This window comes from Fodinibius halophilus (assembly GCF_011059105.1).
Classification (GTDB): Bacteria; Bacteroidota; Rhodothermia; order Balneolales; family Balneolaceae; genus Fodinibius; species Fodinibius halophilus.
This window is the reverse complement of sequence record NZ_JAALLS010000035.1, coordinates 1-21,092: the sequence shown is the minus strand read 5'-3', so window position 1 is coordinate 21,092 and position 21,092 is coordinate 1. Positions and strand designations below refer to the sequence as shown.

Annotated in this window: 23 protein-coding genes; 11 read left to right on the top strand and 12 right to left on the bottom strand. The window is 43.7% G+C overall.

All coding sequences use genetic code 11. From position 1 onward, the window contains the following. Positions 1–79: 79 nt before the first annotated feature. Positions 80–640, bottom strand: a complete 561-nt coding sequence (locus G3569_RS17405) for a hypothetical protein (protein WP_165271364.1) — start codon at positions 638–640, stop codon at positions 80–82. A 147-nt stretch (positions 641–787) separates the two neighbouring features. Between G3569_RS17405 and G3569_RS17400 the strand changes: the two genes are divergently transcribed. Together G3569_RS17400 and G3569_RS19010 are read left to right on the top strand one after the other, a co-directional pair. After that, positions 788–1,522 carry a response regulator transcription factor gene (locus G3569_RS17400; RefSeq protein WP_165271363.1) on the top strand — a complete coding sequence of 245 codons (735 nt, stop codon included), beginning with the start codon at positions 788–790 and terminating at the stop codon, positions 1,520–1,522. Beyond that, positions 1,515–2,936, top strand: a complete 1,422-nt coding sequence (locus G3569_RS19010; protein ID WP_205720272.1) for a sensor histidine kinase — start codon at positions 1,515–1,517, stop codon at positions 2,934–2,936. Before G3569_RS17400 ends, G3569_RS19010 begins: the two co-directional genes overlap by 8 nt. A 51-nt stretch (positions 2,937–2,987) precedes the next feature. On the opposite strand, the gene G3569_RS17390 is transcribed toward G3569_RS19010, so the two are convergent. Then, the gene (locus G3569_RS17390; protein ID WP_165271361.1) at positions 2,988–3,623 is read right to left on the bottom strand and encodes a class I SAM-dependent methyltransferase; all 636 of its coding nucleotides are present in this window, start codon (positions 3,621–3,623) and stop codon (positions 2,988–2,990) included. A 434-nt stretch (positions 3,624–4,057) separates the two neighbouring features. Between G3569_RS17390 and G3569_RS17385 the strand changes: the two genes are divergently transcribed. Beyond that, positions 4,058–4,441, top strand: a complete 384-nt coding sequence (locus G3569_RS17385) for an endonuclease domain-containing protein (RefSeq protein WP_165271360.1) — start codon at positions 4,058–4,060, stop codon at positions 4,439–4,441. Between the two features lie 343 nt (positions 4,442–4,784). On the opposite strand, the gene G3569_RS17380 is transcribed toward G3569_RS17385, so the two are convergent. From G3569_RS17380 to G3569_RS17365, 4 genes are all read right to left on the bottom strand, one after another. Continuing rightward, entirely contained in the window at positions 4,785–5,705 is a 921-nt protein-coding gene (locus G3569_RS17380; protein ID WP_165271359.1) for a c-type cytochrome, read from the bottom strand. A gap of 44 nt (positions 5,706–5,749) precedes the next feature. Then, a complete protein-coding gene (locus G3569_RS17375) occupies positions 5,750–5,968 on the bottom strand; it encodes an SHOCT domain-containing protein (RefSeq protein ID WP_165271358.1) in 219 nt (72 codons plus the stop codon). 80 nt (positions 5,969–6,048) lie between these two features. Then, a complete protein-coding gene (locus G3569_RS17370) occupies positions 6,049–6,327 on the bottom strand; it encodes a DUF5676 family membrane protein (protein WP_165271357.1) in 279 nt (92 codons plus the stop codon). A gap of 63 nt (positions 6,328–6,390) precedes the next feature. Beyond that, entirely contained in the window at positions 6,391–6,852 is a 462-nt protein-coding gene (locus G3569_RS17365; protein WP_165271356.1) for a hypothetical protein, read from the bottom strand. Between the two features lie 1,050 nt (positions 6,853–7,902). Here G3569_RS17365 and G3569_RS17360 point away from each other — a divergent pair. The 5 genes from G3569_RS17360 (at position 7,903) to G3569_RS17340 (ending at position 14,803) form a co-directional block, all read left to right on the top strand. After that, positions 7,903–11,064, top strand: coding sequence for a SusC/RagA family TonB-linked outer membrane protein (locus G3569_RS17360; RefSeq protein ID WP_205720271.1), 3,162 nt, complete (start codon positions 7,903–7,905; stop codon positions 11,062–11,064). Between the two features lie 36 nt (positions 11,065–11,100). Then, positions 11,101–12,576 (top strand): SusD/RagB family nutrient-binding outer membrane lipoprotein, encoded by a 1,476-nt coding sequence (locus G3569_RS17355; RefSeq protein WP_165271355.1) that lies wholly within the window; start codon positions 11,101–11,103, stop codon positions 12,574–12,576. A 73-nt stretch (positions 12,577–12,649) separates the two neighbouring features. Next, complete coding sequence (locus tag G3569_RS17350; RefSeq protein ID WP_165271354.1) at positions 12,650–13,579, top strand: metallophosphoesterase family protein; 930 nt, start codon at positions 12,650–12,652, stop codon at positions 13,577–13,579. Between the two features lie 20 nt (positions 13,580–13,599). Beyond that, positions 13,600–13,770: a hypothetical protein gene (locus G3569_RS17345; RefSeq protein WP_165271353.1), complete on the top strand. Its 171-nt coding sequence runs from the start codon at positions 13,600–13,602 to the stop codon at positions 13,768–13,770. Further along, positions 13,742–14,803 (top strand): alkaline phosphatase family protein, encoded by a 1,062-nt coding sequence (locus tag G3569_RS17340; RefSeq protein ID WP_205720270.1) that lies wholly within the window; start codon positions 13,742–13,744, stop codon positions 14,801–14,803. Before G3569_RS17345 ends, G3569_RS17340 begins: the two co-directional genes overlap by 29 nt. Before the next feature lie 63 nt (positions 14,804–14,866). Here the strand turns inward: G3569_RS17340 and G3569_RS17335 are convergent, their stop codons facing one another. The 6 genes from G3569_RS17335 to G3569_RS17310 all read right to left on the bottom strand — a co-directional run bounded on the left by G3569_RS17335 (position 14,867) and on the right by G3569_RS17310 (position 18,213). Next, positions 14,867–15,223: a DsrE family protein gene (locus G3569_RS17335; RefSeq protein WP_165271352.1), complete on the bottom strand. Its 357-nt coding sequence runs from the start codon at positions 15,221–15,223 to the stop codon at positions 14,867–14,869. 166 nt (positions 15,224–15,389) lie between these two features. Continuing rightward, positions 15,390–15,881 (bottom strand): DUF4149 domain-containing protein, encoded by a 492-nt coding sequence (locus G3569_RS17330; protein WP_165271351.1) that lies wholly within the window; start codon positions 15,879–15,881, stop codon positions 15,390–15,392. A 33-nt stretch (positions 15,882–15,914) separates the two neighbouring features. Beyond that, the gene (locus tag G3569_RS17325; RefSeq protein ID WP_165271350.1) at positions 15,915–16,340 is read right to left on the bottom strand and encodes an OsmC family peroxiredoxin; all 426 of its coding nucleotides are present in this window, start codon (positions 16,338–16,340) and stop codon (positions 15,915–15,917) included. Between the two features lie 12 nt (positions 16,341–16,352). Continuing rightward, positions 16,353–17,453 (bottom strand): DUF8744 domain-containing protein, encoded by a 1,101-nt coding sequence (locus tag G3569_RS17320; RefSeq protein ID WP_165271349.1) that lies wholly within the window; start codon positions 17,451–17,453, stop codon positions 16,353–16,355. Between the two features lie 47 nt (positions 17,454–17,500). Further along, positions 17,501–17,833, bottom strand: a complete 333-nt coding sequence (locus G3569_RS17315; protein WP_165271348.1) for a metal-sulfur cluster assembly factor — start codon at positions 17,831–17,833, stop codon at positions 17,501–17,503. 23 nt (positions 17,834–17,856) lie between these two features. Continuing rightward, positions 17,857–18,213, bottom strand: coding sequence for a ferredoxin family protein (locus G3569_RS17310; protein WP_165271347.1), 357 nt, complete (start codon positions 18,211–18,213; stop codon positions 17,857–17,859). A 297-nt stretch (positions 18,214–18,510) separates the two neighbouring features. Here G3569_RS17310 and G3569_RS17305 point away from each other — a divergent pair, with 297 nt between their 5' ends. The 3 genes from G3569_RS17305 to G3569_RS17295 are packed head-to-tail and all read left to right on the top strand — an operon-like array spanning position 18,511 to position 20,462. Next, positions 18,511–19,266 carry a hypothetical protein gene (locus G3569_RS17305; RefSeq protein WP_165271346.1) on the top strand — a complete coding sequence of 252 codons (756 nt, stop codon included), beginning with the start codon at positions 18,511–18,513 and terminating at the stop codon, positions 19,264–19,266. A gap of 46 nt (positions 19,267–19,312) precedes the next feature. Further along, entirely contained in the window at positions 19,313–19,957 is a 645-nt protein-coding gene (locus G3569_RS17300) for a helix-turn-helix transcriptional regulator (protein ID WP_165271345.1), read from the top strand. Between the two features lie 10 nt (positions 19,958–19,967). Beyond that, positions 19,968–20,462 (top strand): hypothetical protein, encoded by a 495-nt coding sequence (locus G3569_RS17295; RefSeq protein WP_165271344.1) that lies wholly within the window; start codon positions 19,968–19,970, stop codon positions 20,460–20,462. The last annotated feature ends 630 nt before the right edge of the window (positions 20,463–21,092 follow it).

Sequence of the window (21,092 nt, the reverse complement as noted above, 5' to 3'; positions counted from 1 at the left end):
AACTGGGTGTCCACCAAAATGTAGCAAGTTCAGTGAGTTTTGGGAATGTATTCCTTTGTTGTAGGTGGCATTGCAGTAATTAACCTCCATGGCCATGACCGCCCATCATACCGCCATGCCCGCGGCCACCTTCTTCCCAATAATCGCATACCCCATTGTCGTTGGTATCTTTGAAACCGGGTCCGTGCCAAGTAGGGCTGCCATCTTGTGAGAGGTCACATAGCCCATCATTATTGTGATCAATAAAGTTATGTCCTTCTCCCCAGTGGGTATCTTCCTCAAAATAGTCATTCCGGTGATCACCGTTCTCATCGTGGAAGCGCATTCCTTCGTGCTGGCTGTGCATAGCGTGAGATTGATCCCAGTAATCACAGATACCATTATTGTTGTTATCAATAAAACCGGGTCCATGCCAGGCAGAACTGCCATCCTGTGCTAAATCACAGATCCTATCGTCGTTGGAATCTATAAAATCGTGATTTGCAGAATGAGTTTCTGGTTCTACATAATCATTAATATTATTTGCATTGGTATCTTCATATTGGGGATAGATAGGTTCTAACTCATCAGAGTTAGTCGAATTCTTACAACTTATTAGTAGGACACTGGTAAGGGATATGAAGAGGATGACTTTTCTCATAATTCAATGATCAGATATTAACTGTAACTCTATAGATAAACATTGACTTCAATGTAGCAATAAAACCTTAAATAAAGCTTAAAACATTATTGTAAATAGTCTGTTATTTTAGCGATGAAGAAAAAAGAATACTCTTAGCTTTTTTATATGTGGATATTATTAGTTGAAGATGAAAAACAGTTGGCAAGTTCTGTACAGAGAGGACTTGAAGAAGAGGGGCATGTGGTAGAGGTGATGCATGATGGGGAGCAAGCCGAACTGCAGGGACTGGTTAATGACTATGACGTGGTGATATTGGATTGGCGTCTTCCTAATCGAGATGGGAAACAGATATTGGAGCATTGGAGAGCCGAGGACCGAACATTTCCCGTTCTAATGCTTACTGCTTTGAGCGATCTTGATCATAAGGTTTCGGGTTTGGATGCCGGTGCTGATGATTATATGAGCAAGCCCTTCTCTTTTGAAGAACTGCTGGCCCGCATCCGTGCCTTGGGCAGACGTTCCTCTGAGATGACAAATACTGAGACAGTATCAGCCGGGCCTATTGAGTTGGATGCACGTAAACATTGGGTGAAAGTATGTGGTATTAAACGGTCGCTGCGTCCCAAAGAGTTTATTTTATTGGAACTGTTGCTTAAAGAACCCGAGACTGTATTCTCAAAAACACAGATTGCTGAACGTGTATGGGGATCGCCGTATTATGTTAGTGATAATACGATAGAAGCAACGATTTCAACTCTTAGGCAGAAGCTGTCAGAGTCTTTTGAGGAGTGCAAAGAGATGTCGTTTGAGCAATCGCCGAAAGTGATTGAGACTATTCGCGGTGCTGGATACCGGTTAAATAGTGATATTGTTAATATTGAGCAGGATACTCGTGAGTAAGATATCATCATTTTTTAATCGAATATCTATATCCAAAAAGTTAGCGTTCTGGTATGGGATAAGTCTCTTTATAATGCTCAGCCTATTTGGATATTTCTTGTATGATTCTTTTCATCAGTCGATACATCATAATTATGATCGTCACCTTCGGTTTGAAGCTGAACAGCTACTACCGTTTATCCAAACCGAAGATACACTGTCGATAGATTTAAGTGGATATAGTAGGAACGAGGCATTAGAAAGCGGTATTGAATATGGCACCTATGTCCGTCTCTATAGTGAAGAGGGAGCATTGATGTATCGCAGCCCCAACTTTTCAACTATCGATGAGCCGTTGGAAACGTCGATCCCAAAGACTAAAGAAGAGTATTCGGTTAGTACAGAGTGGCAGTCTATGCCGGCACGAACGCTTTTTTATCCTATCCAAAATAATGAGGGTGCATTTTGTGGTTGGCTCGAAGTTACGGGATTTGAATGGACCCTTCATGAAGAGCTCAGCAGGTTTAGGAAGTATTTGATCTTCTTAATCGCACTGAGTGTGATATTTTCAATGATTGGTGGGTACCTGTTGTCGCGGCGTGCACTTTCCCCAGTTAGTTCAATTATCAACACGGCAAAGTCTATTACAGCAACAGATCTGGATAAACGTATTCCGGTAAACTATCCGGTAAAAGATGAACTCACTGATCTGGCGGAAACCTTTAACATTATGTTAGATCGACTGCAAAAGGGGTTTGAACGCGAAAAGAGATTTACGGCGGATGCCGCACACGAACTGATGACTCCGCTATCTTCTATGCGTAGCGATGCTGAGATTATGTTGCGAAAATCCCGATCAAAAAAGGAGTATGAGCAAACATTATATCGAATGTTAGGCGAAGTAGAACGTATGAGCGAGATGGTTGATCTGTTGTTACAGCTTTCGCGGGTTGAGTCTGTACATCACTCCGATGATAAGGTGGTAAATATGAGTCGTATAGCAGAAGGGATAGTTAATAAGTTTGAGGATCAGGCTGCAGACAAAAATATCAGTATAGCATCCAATATAGATTCAAACTTGCATGTGCAGGCACACGGAGCGTATATAGAGGAAGTGATCAACAATCTCATGGAAAATGCTTTGAAGTATACCCCGGAGGGTGGAGAGGTGAGCCTGGAGGTCAAAAAATCCAGTCAAAAAGTGGTAGCCCGCGTGAAGGATTCGGGTATCGGATTTAATGTAGAGACAAAAAAACACCTCTTTGAACGTTTCTATCGAGCAACTGAGGCGAAGGTGCAGGAGCAAGAAGGCAGTGGGCTTGGACTTTCTCTTTGTAAAGCGATTGTAGAGCTATACGGAGGCAAAATACGAGCCTACAGCGATGGCCTGGGAGAGGGAAGTATATTTGTGGTTGAGCTTCCTCTTTCAGATTAATTAAAGACATTCCAAGTTTTAAAAACTTGGAATGTCTCTCAGGAATATTCCTCAGAGGGCTGGTTTTACAGCTTCAATTCTTTTAAAAATACCGCCGCTTGTTAATTCTTTAACCCGGGTGATATGCCAGCCGGCCTTTTTTACATTTTCGACGGTAGTCCGGGCAATATGGACTCCTGTCAGAAAATGAATGAGGGGATCAAGAAAATCCATTAAGGGACCTAATATTCGACTGACAGATCGTGTGTGTTCCAGCAGGTAAAGAGAACCTCCGGGGCGACAGACACGCAGTGCTTCTTGAAGACCGATTATGGGATCAGGAACGGAACAAAACACAAAGGTTGCGACAATATTGTCAAAATTGTTATCTGGAAATGTCATCTTCTGGGCATCCATTTCTTGCAAGGTGATGCGACTACTTACTGCCGGTGACACCTCTTTTTGAGCACGTGATAGCATACCGGAAGAAAGATCAATTCCGGTTATGGTGATATCTTCGGGATAATGAGTAATATTTTTACCGGTTCCCACACCTATTTCCAATACTTCGGGCCCATCTATATCAGCCCAAAGCTTTTTTCTCCACTTTTTATACCAGAATTGTTCAACCGGCCACTCCATCAGATTATAAAGCGGAGCAATAATGTTGTATCGACTTTTGGTATGCTTACTACCTTTTGTGTCCATAGCGAGTAATTTGTGAAGTTTGTAGAAGTGCTATTATTTTCGGTCAACTTTTTATAGTATAAATATTGCATGATTTTTCCGAATATTTGACCATCGAAAACTTCTTTGATTAAATGAATAGATCACAGAGGATTGAAATACGGAAGGAGGGAGATAATAGAAAAGTGAGCGGAGTTTTATTAATGCTATCAACCACCCCAAACCCCTCCTTGCAAAGGAGGGGACTTTTGAAGTTAAGCCTATTTTTTTGGCAAATCCATTTACCCAAATGTAAGAAGGCTACCAACGAAAATTCTCCCCTTTCAAGGGGAGACGTAAGAGGGGTTGGGGAGCAATGTTTCCTATGTTGCAATTTTATTTTTTGAGTGTAATTTTTCTCTTCTTAAAGAGGAGCTGTAAAGGAGGCTGAGGATAATTAAAAACTACTACTCATCATGTCTCGGGAAAAGAAACCAAAAATATTTAATCCAAAGCATACCAAAGAAAAGCGAAGGTATCTGCGAAATAATATGACCAAGTCAGAAATTATTCTATGGTCAAAAATAAAGAATCGACAGATGTGCAACTGCAAGTTTCGCAGGCAACATGGGATCGGCAATTATATTGTGGATTTCTATTGTCCCGCACTGAAGCTTGTTATAGAAGTAGATGGCGAATCCCATTATACCAAGGAAGGAAGAGAGCACGATAGAAGACGAACAATTTTTTTAAAAGAACTTGGACTTTATATTCTTCGCTTTACCAATGAGCAAATTAAACAGAACTTGCCTGGTGTATTGAAGAAGATTGAGAAGAGGATAAAAGACTTGTCCAGTTGATCTGTGGGAACTATTCCAATTAAATTTTGCTAAATAGGAGTTCTGACGAGCAAAGCTGCTTTTCTGGCACAAATTCTCCCCTTATCAAGGGGAGATGTAAGAGGGGTTGGAAAAAGTTATTCGGGAAATAAATCTGAATATTTCCATTTTGTTTGAAATCACTCTTGTGGGAGCTTTGTAAAACCCGGCATGTCATCCTGAACCTGTGCTACGAAGCCATACCTACACCTAAGGGTTTTGGCAGATTACACCTTGGCGTAGTAGTAATCAGTTCAGGATCTCGGTTTTAAGACTAATAACTGTATATGAGATGCTGAAACAAGTTCAGCATGACAAGATGTGACTAGTTTTGCAAAGCCCCCTCTTGTATCAAATCTTCCGGCGCCCAAGGCTCCGTGCGGTCCTTATATTTTTTCCCAACCTTTATAACATCGTCCTGTGATATTTTGGGTAGTTCCTTGTCACTTTCTTGCCGCAAATAATTGAGGATAGCGGTGATTTCAGCAGCACTGAGGCGTGCCTTAAAGGAAGGCATAACGCCTTGGTACTGTTGCCCCTGAACTTCAATTTCTCCTTGTAGTCCATGTAGTACAATACGAATAGGGACGGTCTTATCAGCGGTGATCCATTTGGAATTTACAACAGATGGGAAAGCCGTTCCCACCCCTTCGCCGGTACCCCCATGGCATGAGGCACAGTTTTGAGAAAATAGTTGTTGACCATCTAATACCGAAGGATCACCTTGAGTATTAAATGGGACATCTGTCGCTTTATCCAAGCCCGGAATCATTTTCATCATTTGCCCATAATTGCCCGCCAGTTTTTTATTCATTTCTGACATAGAGGGTTGACCCATAGACTGGTGCATTTTAGACATTTGACGATGCATTTCAATCATCTGCTGGTACCATTCCCCGTTCATATGATTCTGCATATGTACGCCCATTGCACGGCCCATCATCCGTTCGCCCTGCATATGGCGGCCCTGGCGATGGCTACTCATCATATGCCGGTGGCTGGTGCTCATCTGTTGATGCATTTGTTGCATTTCACCATAGAGATTTTGGATGGAGGTTGGCAGTGAATCAGCGTTCGATTTATAGTTGTTTATCAACATCTGATAATTGTCCTGCAAACTGTTATAAGCTGTTTGGAGCTCTTTTTGTTGCCCCTCATCCATATAGGGTGAGTCAGAAGACTGGCAGCTTATAAAAAGAAAGCTAAGTACTATCAAAATCGAACTGCGGTAGATGAAATGCAGCATAATATTAGAGGGTATGATTGATATTAAGATACAAGATATTGGATTTAATGGTTGTTATCGGTAATTGCTGCTTTACGTTCTTCATACTCTTCGCGTTCAATCTCCCCGCGTGCATATCTTCGTTTGAGGATTTCCAGCGCATCCTCTTCGGGGGTGGATTGAGATCGATGCGGTATGATATCAAAAAATAGTAATAAAATAGCCGCTGCCAAGATAAGCCACCAAATCCAGTGCATGCCGATAAAGTGATGATTAGGAAACATAGTATTATTAATTATAAGATTGATATAGTTCATCACCTCAGAGTGATGAAAATATTACTTCTTAAAATAATTCTGGGAGTTTAAACTTTCTGACTTCCAATGTTATTATAAATAGCTGCTACCAATGCTCCAGATAACCATCCTAAAACGAATGTTAATACAATACCCAAAAGGGTTTCAATCAATGGTACATCCATCCTAATGATGCTTTCAACATTTAAACCATGTAGCAAGCTGTTAAAAAAATAGACAGTTCCACCCTTGCCAGCTATGGCCATCAGAATAATACAACCCACATATAGGAGGGTAGCAGTAACTGCAAAAGCAAGTCCCAGTTTTTTGACATTTAACATTTTCATATTAGTCGTTTATTATGTTAGCTACGTTATTTAGCGCAGATATCAGTAAAAGATCAGAGGTTATTACTGATGATTCTTCTTCATTTTTTTACCGTCCATCATCCCTTTTTGATGCATCATATTCTCTTTCATCATCATCTGCATACACATTTTATGCATAGGCATCATTTCACGCATTTTTTCATTGCTCATCATATTCCCCATATTTTCGCCTTTCATCATTGACTGCATCATCTGCATGTGGGTTTTCATGCGTTTTTTCATTTCGGGATTGTTCATCATCATTTTCTTCATATTACCCAACCCCATAGTACTGTCCATATCCTTTGAACGCATCATATGCTGCATCATCTGTTGACGCATCTGGGGATGTTGGGCCATATGTTTCATCATCATAGCACGCATAGTAGAATCCTGCATCATTTCCATCATCTGCTGCTTTTGCCTAGGCATTTCCTCCTGTTGTGCCAAACCTATTGCTGAAAAGAATAAGATAAATAAGAGGGAGAGGATTAGTTGTTTCATAATAATTACCTGTCAAAGTTGGGATTAATAATCAGTTTGTCAGTTGGCTTTACCCACAACATAACAACGATAGCTTAAAGTAAGCTTAAATATCTTTTCTCATTTGTAGGTGATAACATTATCTGTGATGAGGGGCTATTTATGTATCCTGAAATTTCCCAACAGGATTTATAACTCTACGTTCATTGGTATGACCACTTTTTGTCAGCATTCACCGGTAGGCAGACCAGCAGAACGGGTTGGCATGAGACCGGGTGAACTCCCTCCCGCTTTGCGGTACTCCCCTCAAGGGGAGATAATCCGTACCTTGTTTTTGTGCTACGATATTTATGGTAATTGCTTTTTTTTAAAAGCCCTATCGCACGAGCTAAGATGCTCTTTCACCACCTTGCTGCGGTTCGAGATGACTTATAGTGTTGTTTCTGCACTAGCTTACAAGATTACCCTCAGCACAAACAGTGAATAGCGTAAGGTCTTTTCGTGTGCTACATATTATGGTTTATTTAGTACGCCTTAGGGGCAATATAATGTAACACGGTCATCTCTGGCCGTATGTCAATTTGGACAAAGGCATTTGTTCAAAATTGCAGGTTTGACCCGGTACAATAGAGGTACTGAAAACTGCCGATCATCCTCCGCCACTACGTTAAAACTTCGAGGCGTAGCTGTACCTCCTTCAGTTTCCATTGACAGCTCTATCTTCAATACAGCCACAAGGAGGAGTTTTACCCGCTGTTGGGGCACTCCCAAACTCTTTCTATTTAGCAGAGTGAGAGGAAATTGTATCAATGAAATGAAAATGCATGCTGCGTTGAAATTAATTGGTCATTCTATACTCTCACACTGGGGCGAAATAGACTAAAAAGAAGAGGAAGTGTCGCAAAAAGAAAGTAAACAAAAGATAATATTAGGTATTCGAAAGTTAACGTAGGCTTAACTCTGGTGTAATAGTATTGTAAACGCTCACCGGTATGTTCGCATCGCAGATGTAGGAACGGCTTGCATCTCATCTTTATAAATCTTCAAACAAACCTAAAATATAAAAGGATAATGAAAAAGTACTGCTTAATATTAATAGGCGTTCTGTGTCTAAGCATAGTAGCTCAGGCACAAAATCACCGTGTAAAGGGTACGGTGAATGGATCTGATGGACACATTCTACCCGGCGTTAATATCATGGTAAAAGGGACTACCAAGGGTACAACGACGGATCAGGATGGTACATACAGCATACAGGTTTCACACGATGATATTCTGATTTTCTCTTTCATAGGCTATGAACGAAAGGAGATTCCGGTGGCCGGACAGGAAACTATTGATGTAACACTCACCATGGCCAATAACGAAATTGGCAAAGTGGTAGTTACGGCGATGGGCATGTCTCAGGTGAAAGAAAAAATTGGCTATTCGACCCAACAGATTGAGACCGAGAATATCCAAAATACCGAGGCACAAAACCTGGGGAACCTCTTTACGGGGAAGGTGGCTGGTCTTTCGGTGGATAACCCCACCGGCATGTTTCAGTCGGCGAAATTTGAGCTGCGAGGCAAAGAACCGCTCGTAGTTATCGATGGGGTACCGGTTGATACCGACCTTTTTGATGTTTCTAAGAATGATATTCAAGAGATTAATGTACTCAAAGGAACGGCTGCATCGGCACTTTATGGTGCCCGCGGTAAGGATGGGGCTATTCTTATAACCACCAAAGATGCCTCCGACAAAGGATTACGTGTTAACGTATCTCACAGTACCATGGTTTCTGCCGGTTATACCGTATTCCCAGACGTACAGAAAGAATATGGAAATGGATCGAATGGAAAATATGAGTTCTGGGATGGCAAAGATGGCGGTGTCTCAGATGGGGATATGATCTGGGGTCCTAAATTTGAAGAGGGCAAGAAAATAGCCCAGTGGAACAGCCCAATTCGGGATAAGCAGACCGGCGAAGTTATCGAATGGTATGGAACGGTGGAAGGCACCAAGTACGATGATAAGTCGCGATACGAACGTGTACCTATTGCCTGGGAGTCGCATGATAACTTAAAAGCATTTATGCGGCCCGGATATGTTACCTCATCTGACTTTTCTATCGGCTTTCGAGGAGAGAAATCCAGATATCGTTTCTCGGGAAACTATTCGTATCAGCAGGGACAAGTGCCTAATACCTCGCTGCCCAAAGGCGGCGTTAGTTTTGCTTCAACCTTTGATTTGAGCTCAGATATCACACTGGATAACAAGTTCTCCTATAACAAAGTGTATTCTCCCAATTATCCGGCCTACGGATATGGTCCTAACAACCATATTTATACGCTTCTTGTGTGGCAGGGGGCAGATGTTGATCCCCAAGACCAGCGAACTCATATGTGGGTGCCGGGCAAAGAGGGCTATAAACAGGCCAACTGGAATTATGCCTGGTATAATAACCCGTACTTTGGCGCTTATAAACGCAACCAGGAGTACGATTCCAATGTATACCGTGGCCAGTTAAAGCTGAAATGGGATATCTCGAAGAACTTGTATGTGCAGGGACGCACTTCTCTCAACAAAAAGAACAAGTTTGAGGACCAACAGCGTCCCAAATCGTATCTCCGCTATGGAGATCCCCGAGACGGATTTTACAAGACCTGGAATAAGGATGGACTGACACTGGATAATGATATCCGGGCAAATTACCACAAACAGCTAACCGAGGATTTTTCTTTTACTGCAAATGCCGGGGCCAATTCGGTATTTCGTAAATTTGAACAGTACTATAACTCTACGGATGGATTGGTTGTGCCGGATGTATACAGTCTTGCCAACAGTAAAAGAAGTGTAAAAGCTTCAACCTACGTGCGTAAGAAGGCCATTCGCAGTGTTTATGCAACTCTTGACCTTGAGTTGATGGATGCATTCTTCCTGAATCTCTCGGGTAGAAATGACTGGTCTTCAGTTTTGCCGGAGTCGAATAACTCCTACTTTTATCCGTCGGCATCACTTAGCGTGATGGTATCTAATTTAGTGGATTTCCCGGATGCGCTTGATTATCTGAAGGTGTATAGCTCCTGGGCACAGGTTTCCAGTGATCTGGATCCGAATTTTCAAAATCCTTACCAGACCAAAGCCTATTATCAAAAGCAAACAGGCTTTAATGGAACGCCACAATTAAGTTATCCCGGTGGCATTGTGAATCCTAACATTAAGCCACAACAGTCAATTTCTACAGAGATCGGCTTGTCTTCAGGGCTGTTGAATAATCGCTTGAATTTTGATGTCACCTACTACAATGTGGTTGACCGTAATCAGATTATTAACCTCCCGGTTTCAAAGGCCTCTGGTTTTAATAGTCGCAAGGTAAATGGTAATGAATATACCACCAATGGTTGGGAGGTTATGGTAAATGCCACTCCCGTACAGTCCGGAGATTTCAATTGGGATGTTACTGCCAACTGGTACAAACGGGTGCGGCGACTTACCAGCATCTACGGTGACCGTGATAAATATGGTAATCTATCCGAAGGGGAGCGTGCTGATAACTATTATGCCACCGGCTGGATGAAGACTCCGGACGGGCGCCTGATTTTGGATGAGCAAACCGGAATGCCTACCAAAGATCCATATCCCCAGCTTAAAGGACATAAAAATCCCGACTGGCGATTTGGCTTGCAAAATGAGTTCCACTATAAAAAGTTCTCGTTGAGTATGAGTGTAGACGGTGCCGTAGGCGGTCTTATGCGTTCGTTAACAGTAGAAAAGCTCTGGTGGGGCGGAAAGCACCCGGAATCAACTACCTGGCGTGATGAGGAGTATGCCGCCGGACATCCTGTGTATGTTCCTGAAGGCGTGAATGTGGTCAGCGGGGAGCTCAAAACCGATGTCGATGGCAACGTAATCAAGGATACCCGGAAATATAAAGAGAACACCACGGCGGTGGGATGGCAGCAATGGGCTCAAAACTATCCTTATCGTGCCGCAGTAACACAGGATGAAAGTGAGAAGTTTGCCAATATTTTTGATCGCAGCTTCATCAAGCTAAGAAACCTGTCGCTAACGTATGATGTGAGCAGTCTCTTTAAAAATACCGGAGTTCGCGAGGCCAGCGTCACAGCATATGGATATAACCTGGCCATTTTGAAGAAGGCCGATATCATCGATCCTGATTTTGGAAATGATGACGAACTGCAGGATCCATCTACCCGATACGTCGGGATGAAAGTAAACCTGTCCTTTTAACTGAATTAATCCATTCAATTTCTAAAGTTGATTACAATGAAAAAACTAATATTACTAAGCATTGTGCTCATATTTACGTTGAGCTCATGCGAAGATTTAGAAGTAGTCGGGGAGAACCCGAACAACGTTTCGGAGACCCCGCCACACCTGTTGTTAACTGAAATACAGTGGAACACCTTTCAGGTAGAAGGGATGAGTCCGCTGTTTGCAAGCCGAATGATCGTAAGTACCTCGGGGGAAAGTGCTCTTCAATATTATAAGTGGAATCGCGGTGACTTTGATGAGTATGGAGCACTGCGTAATGTCACTAAGATGATTGAGGAAGCAGAACGTACCGAAAAGCCTGCCTATAAGGCGCTGGGTAAGTTTTTTCGGGCCTATCACTTCTATCAATTAACGCTTCGGTTTGGAGATATTCCCTATTCCGAAGCCCTGAAAGGAGAGACTGACGAGCTTTATACCCCCGCTTATGATCCCCAAAAGGAGGTCTTTACCGGGATTCTCAAGGAGCTGAAAGAAGCTGACGAGCTCTTGGAAAATGATGACATCCTGGATGGTGATATTATTTATGGCGGTGATGCCTATAAATGGCGCAAGCTGATTAATTCCTTTCGGTTGAAAGTGTTGCTGACACTCTCCAAACAAGCCGGAGGCAGCATGAATATTGCCGACACTTTTGCAGATATAGTGGTGAACCAACCTATCTTCGAGTCTATAGATGATAACGGACAACTCGAATTTTATGACCAGATTGGTAGCCGGTACGGGGAATATAACAACAGCAGTTATGGTTCCGGTATTTATATGGATTCAACCTTTGTGCAGCGCCTGCAGGACCGCCAGGATCCACGCCTGTTTCTCTATGCTGATCGCACAAAAAATGGTAAAGAGCAGGGTTTGCCTGTAGATGACTTCAGTGCCTATGAAGGCGGTAAGCCGATTGGTGCTTATGGGGATGTAGACGACAAAGCGGCCGCCGGAAATGTTTCCAAGGTTGACTTGCGCTATACTACTGATCCTACTAACGAGCCGCATGTGTTGCTGGGATACTCAGAGCTCCAGCTGATATTGGCAGAGGCTGCTGTACGTGGATGGATTAGTTCCTCGACGGCAGAAACCCACTACGCGCAAGGGGTAAAAGCCAGCTTCGCGTTCTATAAAAAATATGCCGAGGATTATAGTGAGTATCTCACAGAGCAGGAAGCGACAGCCTATCTGCAGGGAAATCGTGTTGATTTTTCTCAGGCATCTTCCAATGAGGAGAAAATTAGACGCATCCAGATGCAGAAATATTTGCGTTCATTTTTGCAGGGCGGATGGTCGGCCTATTTTGATCAGCTGAGGACAGGCTACCCGTCATTTCTGGAACCGGAAAGCGGGGCACCGCCCAAGCGCTGGATCTATCCGCAGTCGGAGTATCAGAATAATAATGACCATGTTTCTGAAGCGATTAGCCGGCAGTTCGGAGATGGCAACGACAAGATACGAGCAACTCCCTGGTGGTTGAAGTAACACAGTGAATACGAAATACTAATTAATGAGGGCTGTGTTAGGCAGTCCTCTTATTTTAAAATTACATTTTTTTATGGATAGAAGAGATTTTTTCAAGTATGGAGTAGGAGCCTCTTTGGCGACTCTTTTACCTTCGAGCTTAACGCCATCACAAAGAAAGAAAAATGCAGACCGGGTGTTGCGTATCGCCCATATTACTGATGTGCACGTCAGTGATAACTCCGGCGATTCGTATAGTTCAGCAAAAGGACTGGAGCGATGCCTGCATCATCTCCAGGGACATCAGGATCCCCCGGACATCATTTTTAACGGGGGTGATTGTATTAATGATGCGTTGGGGGCCAGTCGGTCGAGTGTAAAAGCCCAGTGGGATCTTTGGCACTCCATCCTGAAACAGGAAAATGACCTGCCGGTTGTTGATTGTATCGGGAATCATGATGTGTGGGGCAAAGGTGCTAAGAGTGATCCCTTGTACGGCAAGAAGTGGGCGATGGAAGCGATGCAGATGGACGAGCGCTATTACAGTTTTGATAAGGCCGGATGGCATTTTATCGTACTGGATAGCACACGTTCGGTAAATGGAGACTGGTACACGGCTAAGCTGGATGAAAAGCAGTTTCAGTGGCTAAAAAAAGAGTTGGAAACAGTAGATGCTGAGACGCCTGTCTTTGTGTTATCGCATATTCCCATTGTGTGTGCGGCCGCTTATTTTGATGGCGATAACGAAAAAAGCGGGGATTGGCAGGTGCCCGGCGCGTGGATGCATATCGATGCCCGGCGCATTGTGGAGCTTTTTCACCGGCATACCAATGTTCAGCTTTGTGCGAGCGGACATATTCACTTGCTCGATCGAGTTGATTATAATGACGTCAGCTATTTTTGTAATGGGGCAGTGAGCGGCAACTGGTGGAATGGGAAGTACCACCAAACGCCGCCCGGATACGCGATGATTAATTTATATGCCGATGGCTCGTTTGATCGGGAGTATATGACATATGGATAGCTATAATTATTAAGGGACCTTTGCAAAACCAGGCAGTCATCCTGAATGTAATGAAGGATCTCCCTTTCAACGGCAGCAGATGGATACGGGAGATTCTTCGACAAGCTCAGAATGACGAAATAAAAGGTTTTGCAAAGCCCTCTATTAAATCTATTATTTATAATGATGAAAAAAATATTATTACTACTTAGCTGTGCTGTTTTTACCGGCTTTATTACGGGATGGGGCAACATGGCCGAGGCGCAGGATACTGGCAATGAAAAGGTAATTTTGATAACGCTTGATGGGTTCCGGTGGCAGGAGCTGTTTACCGGCGCGGATGCCAACCTTATCAGTCACGAAAAGTATGTGTCGGATGCTGAAGAACTGAAAGCTAAGTTTTGGCGTGATACTCCCGAAGAGCGACGCGAGGCGCTGCTGCCCTTTGTTTGGAATATCGTTGCTGAGACCGGCGAAATTTACGGCAACCGTAAGTTCGGGAGTAAAGTGGATCTTACGAACGGGATGGTGTTTTCCTATCCGGGATATAATGAGATCCTTACTGGCCAGGCGGATGATGACCGTATTAATAGCAACGATAAGGTCAACAATCCCAATAAAACCATACTGGAAAAGTTGAATAAAAGTGCAGCATATCGGAGAAAGGTCGCGGCCTTTGGCAGCTGGGAGGTTTTTCCATATATCATCAACGAGCAGCGCAGTGGTGTGCCGGTAAATGCCGGCTTTGAAAATGCCAAAGGAGATCACCTGACGGAGATCGAGCAGTTTTTAAACAAGGTGCAGCCGCATACGCCCAGCCCGTGGGGATCGGTGCGCCTGGATATGTTTACTCACAATTATGCGCTGGAATATATGAAGCGCGAGCATCCCGACCTGGTGTATATTGCCTACGGTGAGACCGATGATTTTGCCCATAATGGAAATTACCAAGCCTACCTGGAGTCGGCACACAGCACGGATGCTTTTCTCAATGAGTTGTGGAACTATACCCAGCGTGATCCCTATTACAAGGGAAACACCACCTTCATTATCACTACTGATCACGGTCGCGGGACCAAGCCGCTGAAGACGTGGCGTTCTCACGGTTCCGAGATTGAAGGCGCCGAGCAGGTGTGGCTGATCACTTATGGCAAGCATTCCGGCGAAGCAGGAGAAATCAAAAAAGAAGAGCAGTTGTATAGCACCAAAGTTGTTGAAATAATAAAGGAGATTACCCGGCAATAAAACATAGTGATACTACATAGCGATTCCATCACTTAAAGTGATGGAATCGTTAATAGGGTATTCTTAGAATGTAACAATCTGGTACCCCTCAACGATAAAGTTGCGTAAGCTCGGATGCTGATCATATTCATCCAGCAGTTCGATTTCGGTATCGTTTATTTCATTGATTACCCCAAAAGCTTTGGCACAAAATCGGCATGCTCCATGGATGTTTTCTTTTACGGCATTGTATAAGGGGTGGGCATCATGGTTTTCATTTTCCAGTTCCGGGACCCATTCAGTTCCGGCCCCGTCAAAGACGATTTTTATTTCGTCATTATTTTCTTGAAGCTCTTTAGCCAGTTCCAATGCATTAACCACGCGACCAAGGGATTCATGAGATTCCGTTCCTGCCAGTACTACTATTGCTATTTTTACCATAAGAATGTGATTTTTTTAAGGTTGCTTGATCCTTTTGACAACAGGAGAAAAGTATTTCTTACGCTTTTGGAAGAGCTCAGGTTAATACCCTATGAGATAGAGGACAGGAGGGGTAGGGGTAAAAATAGATTACGGGTACCAGCAGTTATTGTATCATAAGAAACAACTATCCCCGTAGCAGGCGCATAGCATAGAAAAGAATTGCCAGGCCTAACAGCAGGTTGAGGCGTCCCAGCCAACTCGAAAGCTTCCGCATCTTGTTGGTTTTATTACTTTCTGGTTGGCTATCCATGAGTTCAGCCGCCTTGGGTCCGGCATAAAAATCATGGATGCCGCTTACAATAAGAATGAGTGCGAAAATATGCAGTTTGATAAACAGGTATCCGCCAAAGATGTTCGCCCAAAAAGAAGGGTCCAAAAGTTGATCGACAGTATAACCGCGGGTCAAAAGATTTGTTATGCCGGTAATGATGAGCACCAAAAATAGGGCCCACGATATACGGCTAAACTTTTTGCCGACGACTGTAAAAAAGGCCCCCTTTTTATTTCTTAGCAGTGGTTTTCGGCTGACCGGAACCAATACACCTGCAGTAAATAACATACCGCCCAGCCAAAAAATGGCCGAGATAATGTGAATATAAACTGACAGGTAATACATCTTTATATTTTTTAAAGAGTGAGGATTTAATAGTTAAATTAAAATCGCTTTTAATGTAATTTCGGTTCCGGTTAAAGCCTTTGATACCGGGCAATCAGCTTTGGCAGCTTCGGCAAACCGTAAAAAATCATCTCGGTTTATACCTGGTACGTTGGCCTTGCAGTTCAGTTTTATGGAAGAGATAGAAGGTCCTTGACCAGTGGTATCAAAGGTGACTTCGGCTTGTGTATTTATTTTTTGAGGCATGTAATTCGCTTTTTCAAGCTGATCAGAAAGAGCCATGGAATAGCAGCCGGCATGGGCTGCAGCAATAAGTTCTTCGGGGTTAGAGCCCATCCCGTCCTTGAAGCGCGAGGAATGCGAGTAGCGTTCTTTGTAGGAACCATCGCTAACTCTCATTGTTCCTTTTCCATTTTCTATGGTACCAATCCATTCAGCTTCTGATTTACGTACAGGCATTCGTTAATAATTTTAGGGGTTTTCAGTTAATGATTTTCGTTTACTGAAGAATAATTGAAAAATGATACCGCCAAGAAATAGAATAATAGCTAACACATTGCCATAGCTGCCGGTTATACGTATGCCGGGCCAATGCATAACATCACCTGTGATTCGAATCACCAGGAATCCGTGTAGTAGCATAAGCGGCAGATAAAAATAGTTGTGGTACGGCACCAATTTGCCGGAAAGGGAAGGGATAATGACAGAAGCATGGGCGAATATCATGCTAAAGACAAATCCCACAAATATCATATGCAGCAGGCCGTCATAATAAGGTCCGGCCGTTGCAAAGCCCTGCCAAAAGCCCAATAGACCGGTTATAACCAGCCAACTGTATCCCGAAAGCAGACTGATGGCACTGTATCGGGTCCATTCCATTGCTTTAACCGTTCGCTTGGCGATGTCATATTTGAAAAGCCAGAGCGCAATGGCAATAAGCAGGACCGAACTGATACGCCAGCCCAGGGAACGGTCAAAATGAACTACAACCAGCGAACCAATCCATAAAAGATTAAGAGCAGTAAAAAAGTGCTGGGCCCTTTTGGGGGGACGCATAATTCGGTTTAGCTCAAGACGTTCGCCAAAGATGGTGAGCAGGGGAAAGGCAGCCCACCAGCCTACCAGCTCAAAAATTGGCCAATCCCACAGATATAATATATTGCCGACTAACAGTGTGATTGCCCCCAGTGCCATAATAAGGTGATACACTTTGGGCTGCAGAACATAGAGATAGATCATAACCGCTGCCAATCCCACAGAACCGGCCACAAGCAGCCACTGTCCGATGGTTGTAAATCCCGCTAAGAGAAGTGCTGACGATGCAGCCAACAGTAAAGGAGCTGCAAAAGCCCACCGTTTGTCCAGTGCCGCAGCACGTTCAAGTCCGATCAGGGTACCAAGAAAACCGTTGATCATCAGGGGACCATGCAGAATAGGGGAGATGGGTTGTGTAGACAAATCGGAAAGTAGGCCAAGTCGGAGGAGTCCGGAATACAGTCCCGCTAATAAGCCAATTGCAGCAAAGGCCAGCAATCCAATAAGAATATAAGTAGGAGTCCGAGTTGAACTCATGTCAGTGTTATTAACTTAACAGTAATAATTACAGAGGTATGACCGCATCAGCTGTTGCTTGCTCGGGGAGGAGGATGCCCAAAGAAATCTACATCTTCTTTAATCATATCCACCGACCACTCCGGCTCCCAAATAAGCCGAGCCTCATAATCATCAAACTGGTCAACGCTGGCCAGCGTCTCCTCGATCTGCTGTTGCAGGTACCGCCGCATAGGGCAGCCGGGCGTGGTAGCCGTGTACTCCACAATCAATGTTCCATCGTCAGCAAAAATATTATAAACCAAGCCCAGGTCTACGATATTAACCCCCAATTCAGGGTCAATAACTTCACGAAGCTGTTGGGCGATTGCTGATCGGTCTACAGAAAAGGTATCTTTCATGGCAATGTATTCATTTAAAAACCTTAATTGTCAGCTACTGCATGATCCCAACTTTTGATTAGGTGTTCCCTTTTATCTTCACGGTTACTCCAGGCATCTACTTCAGGCAGAGGTTCTGTTTCTTGGTTGATTATATGATCAGCCCAAGCTTCCGATAGCTCTTCATTTAGCTCGATATAATCTTCCCACTCCAGCGGAACTTCGTCATCAGGGTAGATCGCCTCTTCGGGACATTCCGGCACGCAGGCATCACAGTCGATGCACTCAAAAGGATCAATAACCAAGAAATTAGGTCCTTCCCGAAAGGCATCAACCGGGCAAACAGCAGCACAGTTTGTGTGTTTGCATTGGACACAGGGATCGGTAACAACATAAGCCATAGTGCAAAAAATAAGTTCTTCTTTATTAGGGTGCTTTGCTAAACTAGCCACAACTTGTCATGCTGTCCGCCGGCTGGCGGATCAGCATCTCATATACAGTTATTGGCATTAAAATTGAGATCCTGAACTAAATTCAGGATGACATGCCGGGTTTTGCAAAACTTTCTATTAATTCTACCTAAAGGTAGGAGTCGAAAAATTTAATAGCAACTATAAAAACGGTTTTAACCTTTTTTATTGACTCCTCTAAAAATCATCAATATCTTAAGTGCGGATCGCAATAAAGAAAAGATATTGATGGCTAACACAACAGACAGTAATCAATCCTCCGGTAGCATTTGTCCGGATGCTACTATTTCAGAAATTACGAATACCAACAAGCAAGCCGCCGAACTGCTTGCTTCCATAGGGCTTTCACTGTCAAAGCATGAGAATGAAACGCTGCGAACTGTTTGTGAAAAGCAGCAGTGGAGCGAAGTTGATGTGCTGGAATGGATGGAAAGTCACCGTGCTATAGCAACTACCCGACAAATACCCGTGCCGGGCGATGGACAATCCCTGGAGAAATTGGGCAGATATATGGAAAGAAATTTTATTAAGCCCAGTAGTACTATACTGGATGAAATTGATGAAAACTTTCCACAGGTTATTCAGAAACATACCGCACAATATCCCTGGTTAAAAGATATAAAGAAAGAATTTGACCCATTTAAAGAAACACTTCGAATGTATTATAGCTTTCAAAAAAAGAAATTCTTACCACTTGCCGTACGTTTAAATGAGGGACGAAAAGCAAATATTAGCCACAGTATTGTTCGCAATTTGCGCCGATCTTTTTCCATTTTAGCCAAAGATCGTGATCGCCTGCAACGCTCAGTTAATACCATCCGTCGAGAAGGCAAACAGTTTCAAATTATCGATAATAGCTGTGCCATATTGCGTATGCAAAACAAGAATTTTAAGATATTGTTCGGTAAAATTGAAAGACAGTTCGAATTCGAAGAAGAGCAGTTAATTCCCCGTATCAAAAAAGAAATAAAAGCCAAAGAGTAAGCAGATTTATCGTTCGTTAAAACCAATATATTCATTCTTACCCATTATGGTTACCGGTTCCAAAAAAGAGATCATAGACCTTGTAAAGCGCAAGGGTACGCTTTCCATCGATGAGGCCGTTGCCCAGATTGATCTGGCCAAAACAACCCTGCGCGAACACTTTTTGCAGCTCGAACGCGATGGTTATGTTGAACGCGAATACGTGCGTTCCGGCCCGGGTCGTCCCAGCTTGCAGTACCAGCTCACTCCCAAGGGCAACAGCCTGTTTCCCTCCTCCGAATCCGCATTGATACGCAGCATCATCAAATATCTGAAAGAGAATGATAAAGAAGAGTTAGTAGAAGATTTTTTTGAGGATTTCTGGCAGCAACGACTGCACTCAGCCCAAGATCGTATCGATCAATCGTCGGCCGAGAATATGGAGTCGAAACTAAAAGTGTTAATGGCAATGCTTGAAGAGGAGGGCTTTATGCCGGAGATCGAGCTCGATGCCGAAGAAGAAGCCCTGGAAATTAAGGAGTGCAACTGTCCCTTTAGTGAAGTAATAAAAGAAACACGATTACCCTGTCAGCTCGAAGAGATGTTTTATAAAAAGCTGTTTAATGAGGCCGCCGAGCGAACCACCTATATCGCCGAAGGTGATCATGCCTGTACGTACGATATTCCCATAACTGAAGAAAAAGGCAGCTAAGAGTCAGCTAATGGATTTTTTCTCTGCTCCCGTTCACTACTTTGTTACCGCCATTCATATCTTTTCAGCAGTTTTTTGGCTTGGGTGGATGGTATTTATCTTTTTCATCTTACGTCCGGTTGCAGCTCACCTGGGGACAGTGTCTGTATCAGAAGTTATGGGACCTGTCCGTAAACGGGTCCGACGAATAGTATTTTGGCTCATTCCCACCATATTTCTTACCGGACTCTATAATATGAGCTATCGCGGCCTGTTAGATTGGGAGATGTTAACCGCTACAGCAGCCGGACATCGTATGCTCTGGAAGCTTGGAGCAGCAGGGGTTCTCTTCGCGATCTATTATTTAGCTCCGGTTATTATGAATAGTGGTTCAGCAGAGAAGGGCGGAGCCTGCCACGGTGATAGCCATTCCCAAAAAAAGAAAAAGGTAAAAGTGGTAATGCATTTGGTGGCCTTTTCGGCCGGTTGCGTTGCGGCCTATCTGGGTATCTCTATCGGTGGATAGAGGGTCTCAATCGAGGAGTTGATCTCCCCGGAAGGGGCTGTCACCCGACTGAGAAAAAAAATAGTTCACTGCACGAATAGTGCGAGCGTCCCGCTCGTGCTCTATTACTCCACCCTTGTTCCCTCTTTGTATGTAGGGAAACTTTTTTTGTTATTACGTACGGTATCAAACGTAGGGGCAGTTCGAGTACAGGACCGTGAAGTCAAAAGATCTCTTTGACGAGANGCAGTTTTTAGTAACTCCTTTACATTGGTATCAAGTTTGCTGCTTGGCCAAGATGACTTTGTCCCAATTGACATACGGTCAAGGATGACCGTGTTACATTATATTGCCCCCTCTCCCCGGAACATAACACAGAAGGGGGGGGACCCGACTGAGATAAAAAAATGACGGTCTGTTGGTTCTTCGGGCTGATAGATTAATTAGAAGCAATGTCATCCCGAGTGGAGCATAACGGAGTCGAGAGATCTCCTCATATAGGTTCGCGTAGGATCTGAAAGGCTAAGAATAAGTCCCTTCCAATTAAAGATATGTCCATTTTTTGTCAGTATCCGCCGGAAGTCGGACCAGCAGAGCTGGAAGAACGAAAAAACTGCCCTACTGCGCTATAGCTTCGTAGGACTTCGCTGG

What these genes read in the sequence shown, in the direction of transcription:
- G3569_RS17380 (WP_165271359.1), bottom strand. Translation starts at nt 5,705, where the DNA reads ATGCTGCATTTCATCTACCGCAGTTCGATTTTGATAGTACTTAGCTTT.
- G3569_RS17405 (WP_165271364.1), bottom strand. Translation starts at nt 640, where the DNA reads ATGAGAAAAGTCATCCTCTTCATATCCCTTACCAGTGTCCTACTAATA.
- G3569_RS17300 (WP_165271345.1), top strand. Translation starts at nt 19,313, where the DNA reads ATGGTTACCGGTTCCAAAAAAGAGATCATAGACCTTGTAAAGCGCAAG.
- G3569_RS17400 (WP_165271363.1), top strand. Translation starts at nt 788, where the DNA reads ATGTGGATATTATTAGTTGAAGATGAAAAACAGTTGGCAAGTTCTGTA.
- G3569_RS17320 (WP_165271349.1), bottom strand. Translation starts at nt 17,453, where the DNA reads ATGAGTTCAACTCGGACTCCTACTTATATTCTTATTGGATTGCTGGCC.
- G3569_RS17390 (WP_165271361.1), bottom strand. Translation starts at nt 3,623, where the DNA reads ATGGACACAAAAGGTAGTAAGCATACCAAAAGTCGATACAACATTATT.
- G3569_RS17295 (WP_165271344.1), top strand. Translation starts at nt 19,968, where the DNA reads ATGGATTTTTTCTCTGCTCCCGTTCACTACTTTGTTACCGCCATTCAT.
- G3569_RS17360 (WP_205720271.1), top strand. Translation starts at nt 7,903, where the DNA reads ATGAAAAAGTACTGCTTAATATTAATAGGCGTTCTGTGTCTAAGCATA.
- G3569_RS17375 (WP_165271358.1), bottom strand. Translation starts at nt 5,968, where the DNA reads ATGTTTCCTAATCATCACTTTATCGGCATGCACTGGATTTGGTGGCTT.
- G3569_RS17385 (WP_165271360.1), top strand. Translation starts at nt 4,058, where the DNA reads ATGTCTCGGGAAAAGAAACCAAAAATATTTAATCCAAAGCATACCAAA.
- G3569_RS17340 (WP_205720270.1), top strand. Translation starts at nt 13,742, where the DNA reads ATGATGAAAAAAATATTATTACTACTTAGCTGTGCTGTTTTTACCGGC.
- G3569_RS17335 (WP_165271352.1), bottom strand. Translation starts at nt 15,223, where the DNA reads ATGGTAAAAATAGCAATAGTAGTACTGGCAGGAACGGAATCTCATGAA.
- G3569_RS17305 (WP_165271346.1), top strand. Translation starts at nt 18,511, where the DNA reads ATGGCTAACACAACAGACAGTAATCAATCCTCCGGTAGCATTTGTCCG.
- G3569_RS17365 (WP_165271356.1), bottom strand. Translation starts at nt 6,852, where the DNA reads ATGAAACAACTAATCCTCTCCCTCTTATTTATCTTATTCTTTTCAGCA.
- G3569_RS17315 (WP_165271348.1), bottom strand. Translation starts at nt 17,833, where the DNA reads ATGAAAGATACCTTTTCTGTAGACCGATCAGCAATCGCCCAACAGCTT.
- G3569_RS17355 (WP_165271355.1), top strand. Translation starts at nt 11,101, where the DNA reads ATGAAAAAACTAATATTACTAAGCATTGTGCTCATATTTACGTTGAGC.
- G3569_RS17325 (WP_165271350.1), bottom strand. Translation starts at nt 16,340, where the DNA reads ATGCCTGTACGTAAATCAGAAGCTGAATGGATTGGTACCATAGAAAAT.
- G3569_RS17330 (WP_165271351.1), bottom strand. Translation starts at nt 15,881, where the DNA reads ATGTATTACCTGTCAGTTTATATTCACATTATCTCGGCCATTTTTTGG.
- G3569_RS17370 (WP_165271357.1), bottom strand. Translation starts at nt 6,327, where the DNA reads ATGAAAATGTTAAATGTCAAAAAACTGGGACTTGCTTTTGCAGTTACT.
- G3569_RS17350 (WP_165271354.1), top strand. Translation starts at nt 12,650, where the DNA reads ATGGATAGAAGAGATTTTTTCAAGTATGGAGTAGGAGCCTCTTTGGCG.
- G3569_RS17310 (WP_165271347.1), bottom strand. Translation starts at nt 18,213, where the DNA reads ATGGCTTATGTTGTTACCGATCCCTGTGTCCAATGCAAACACACAAAC.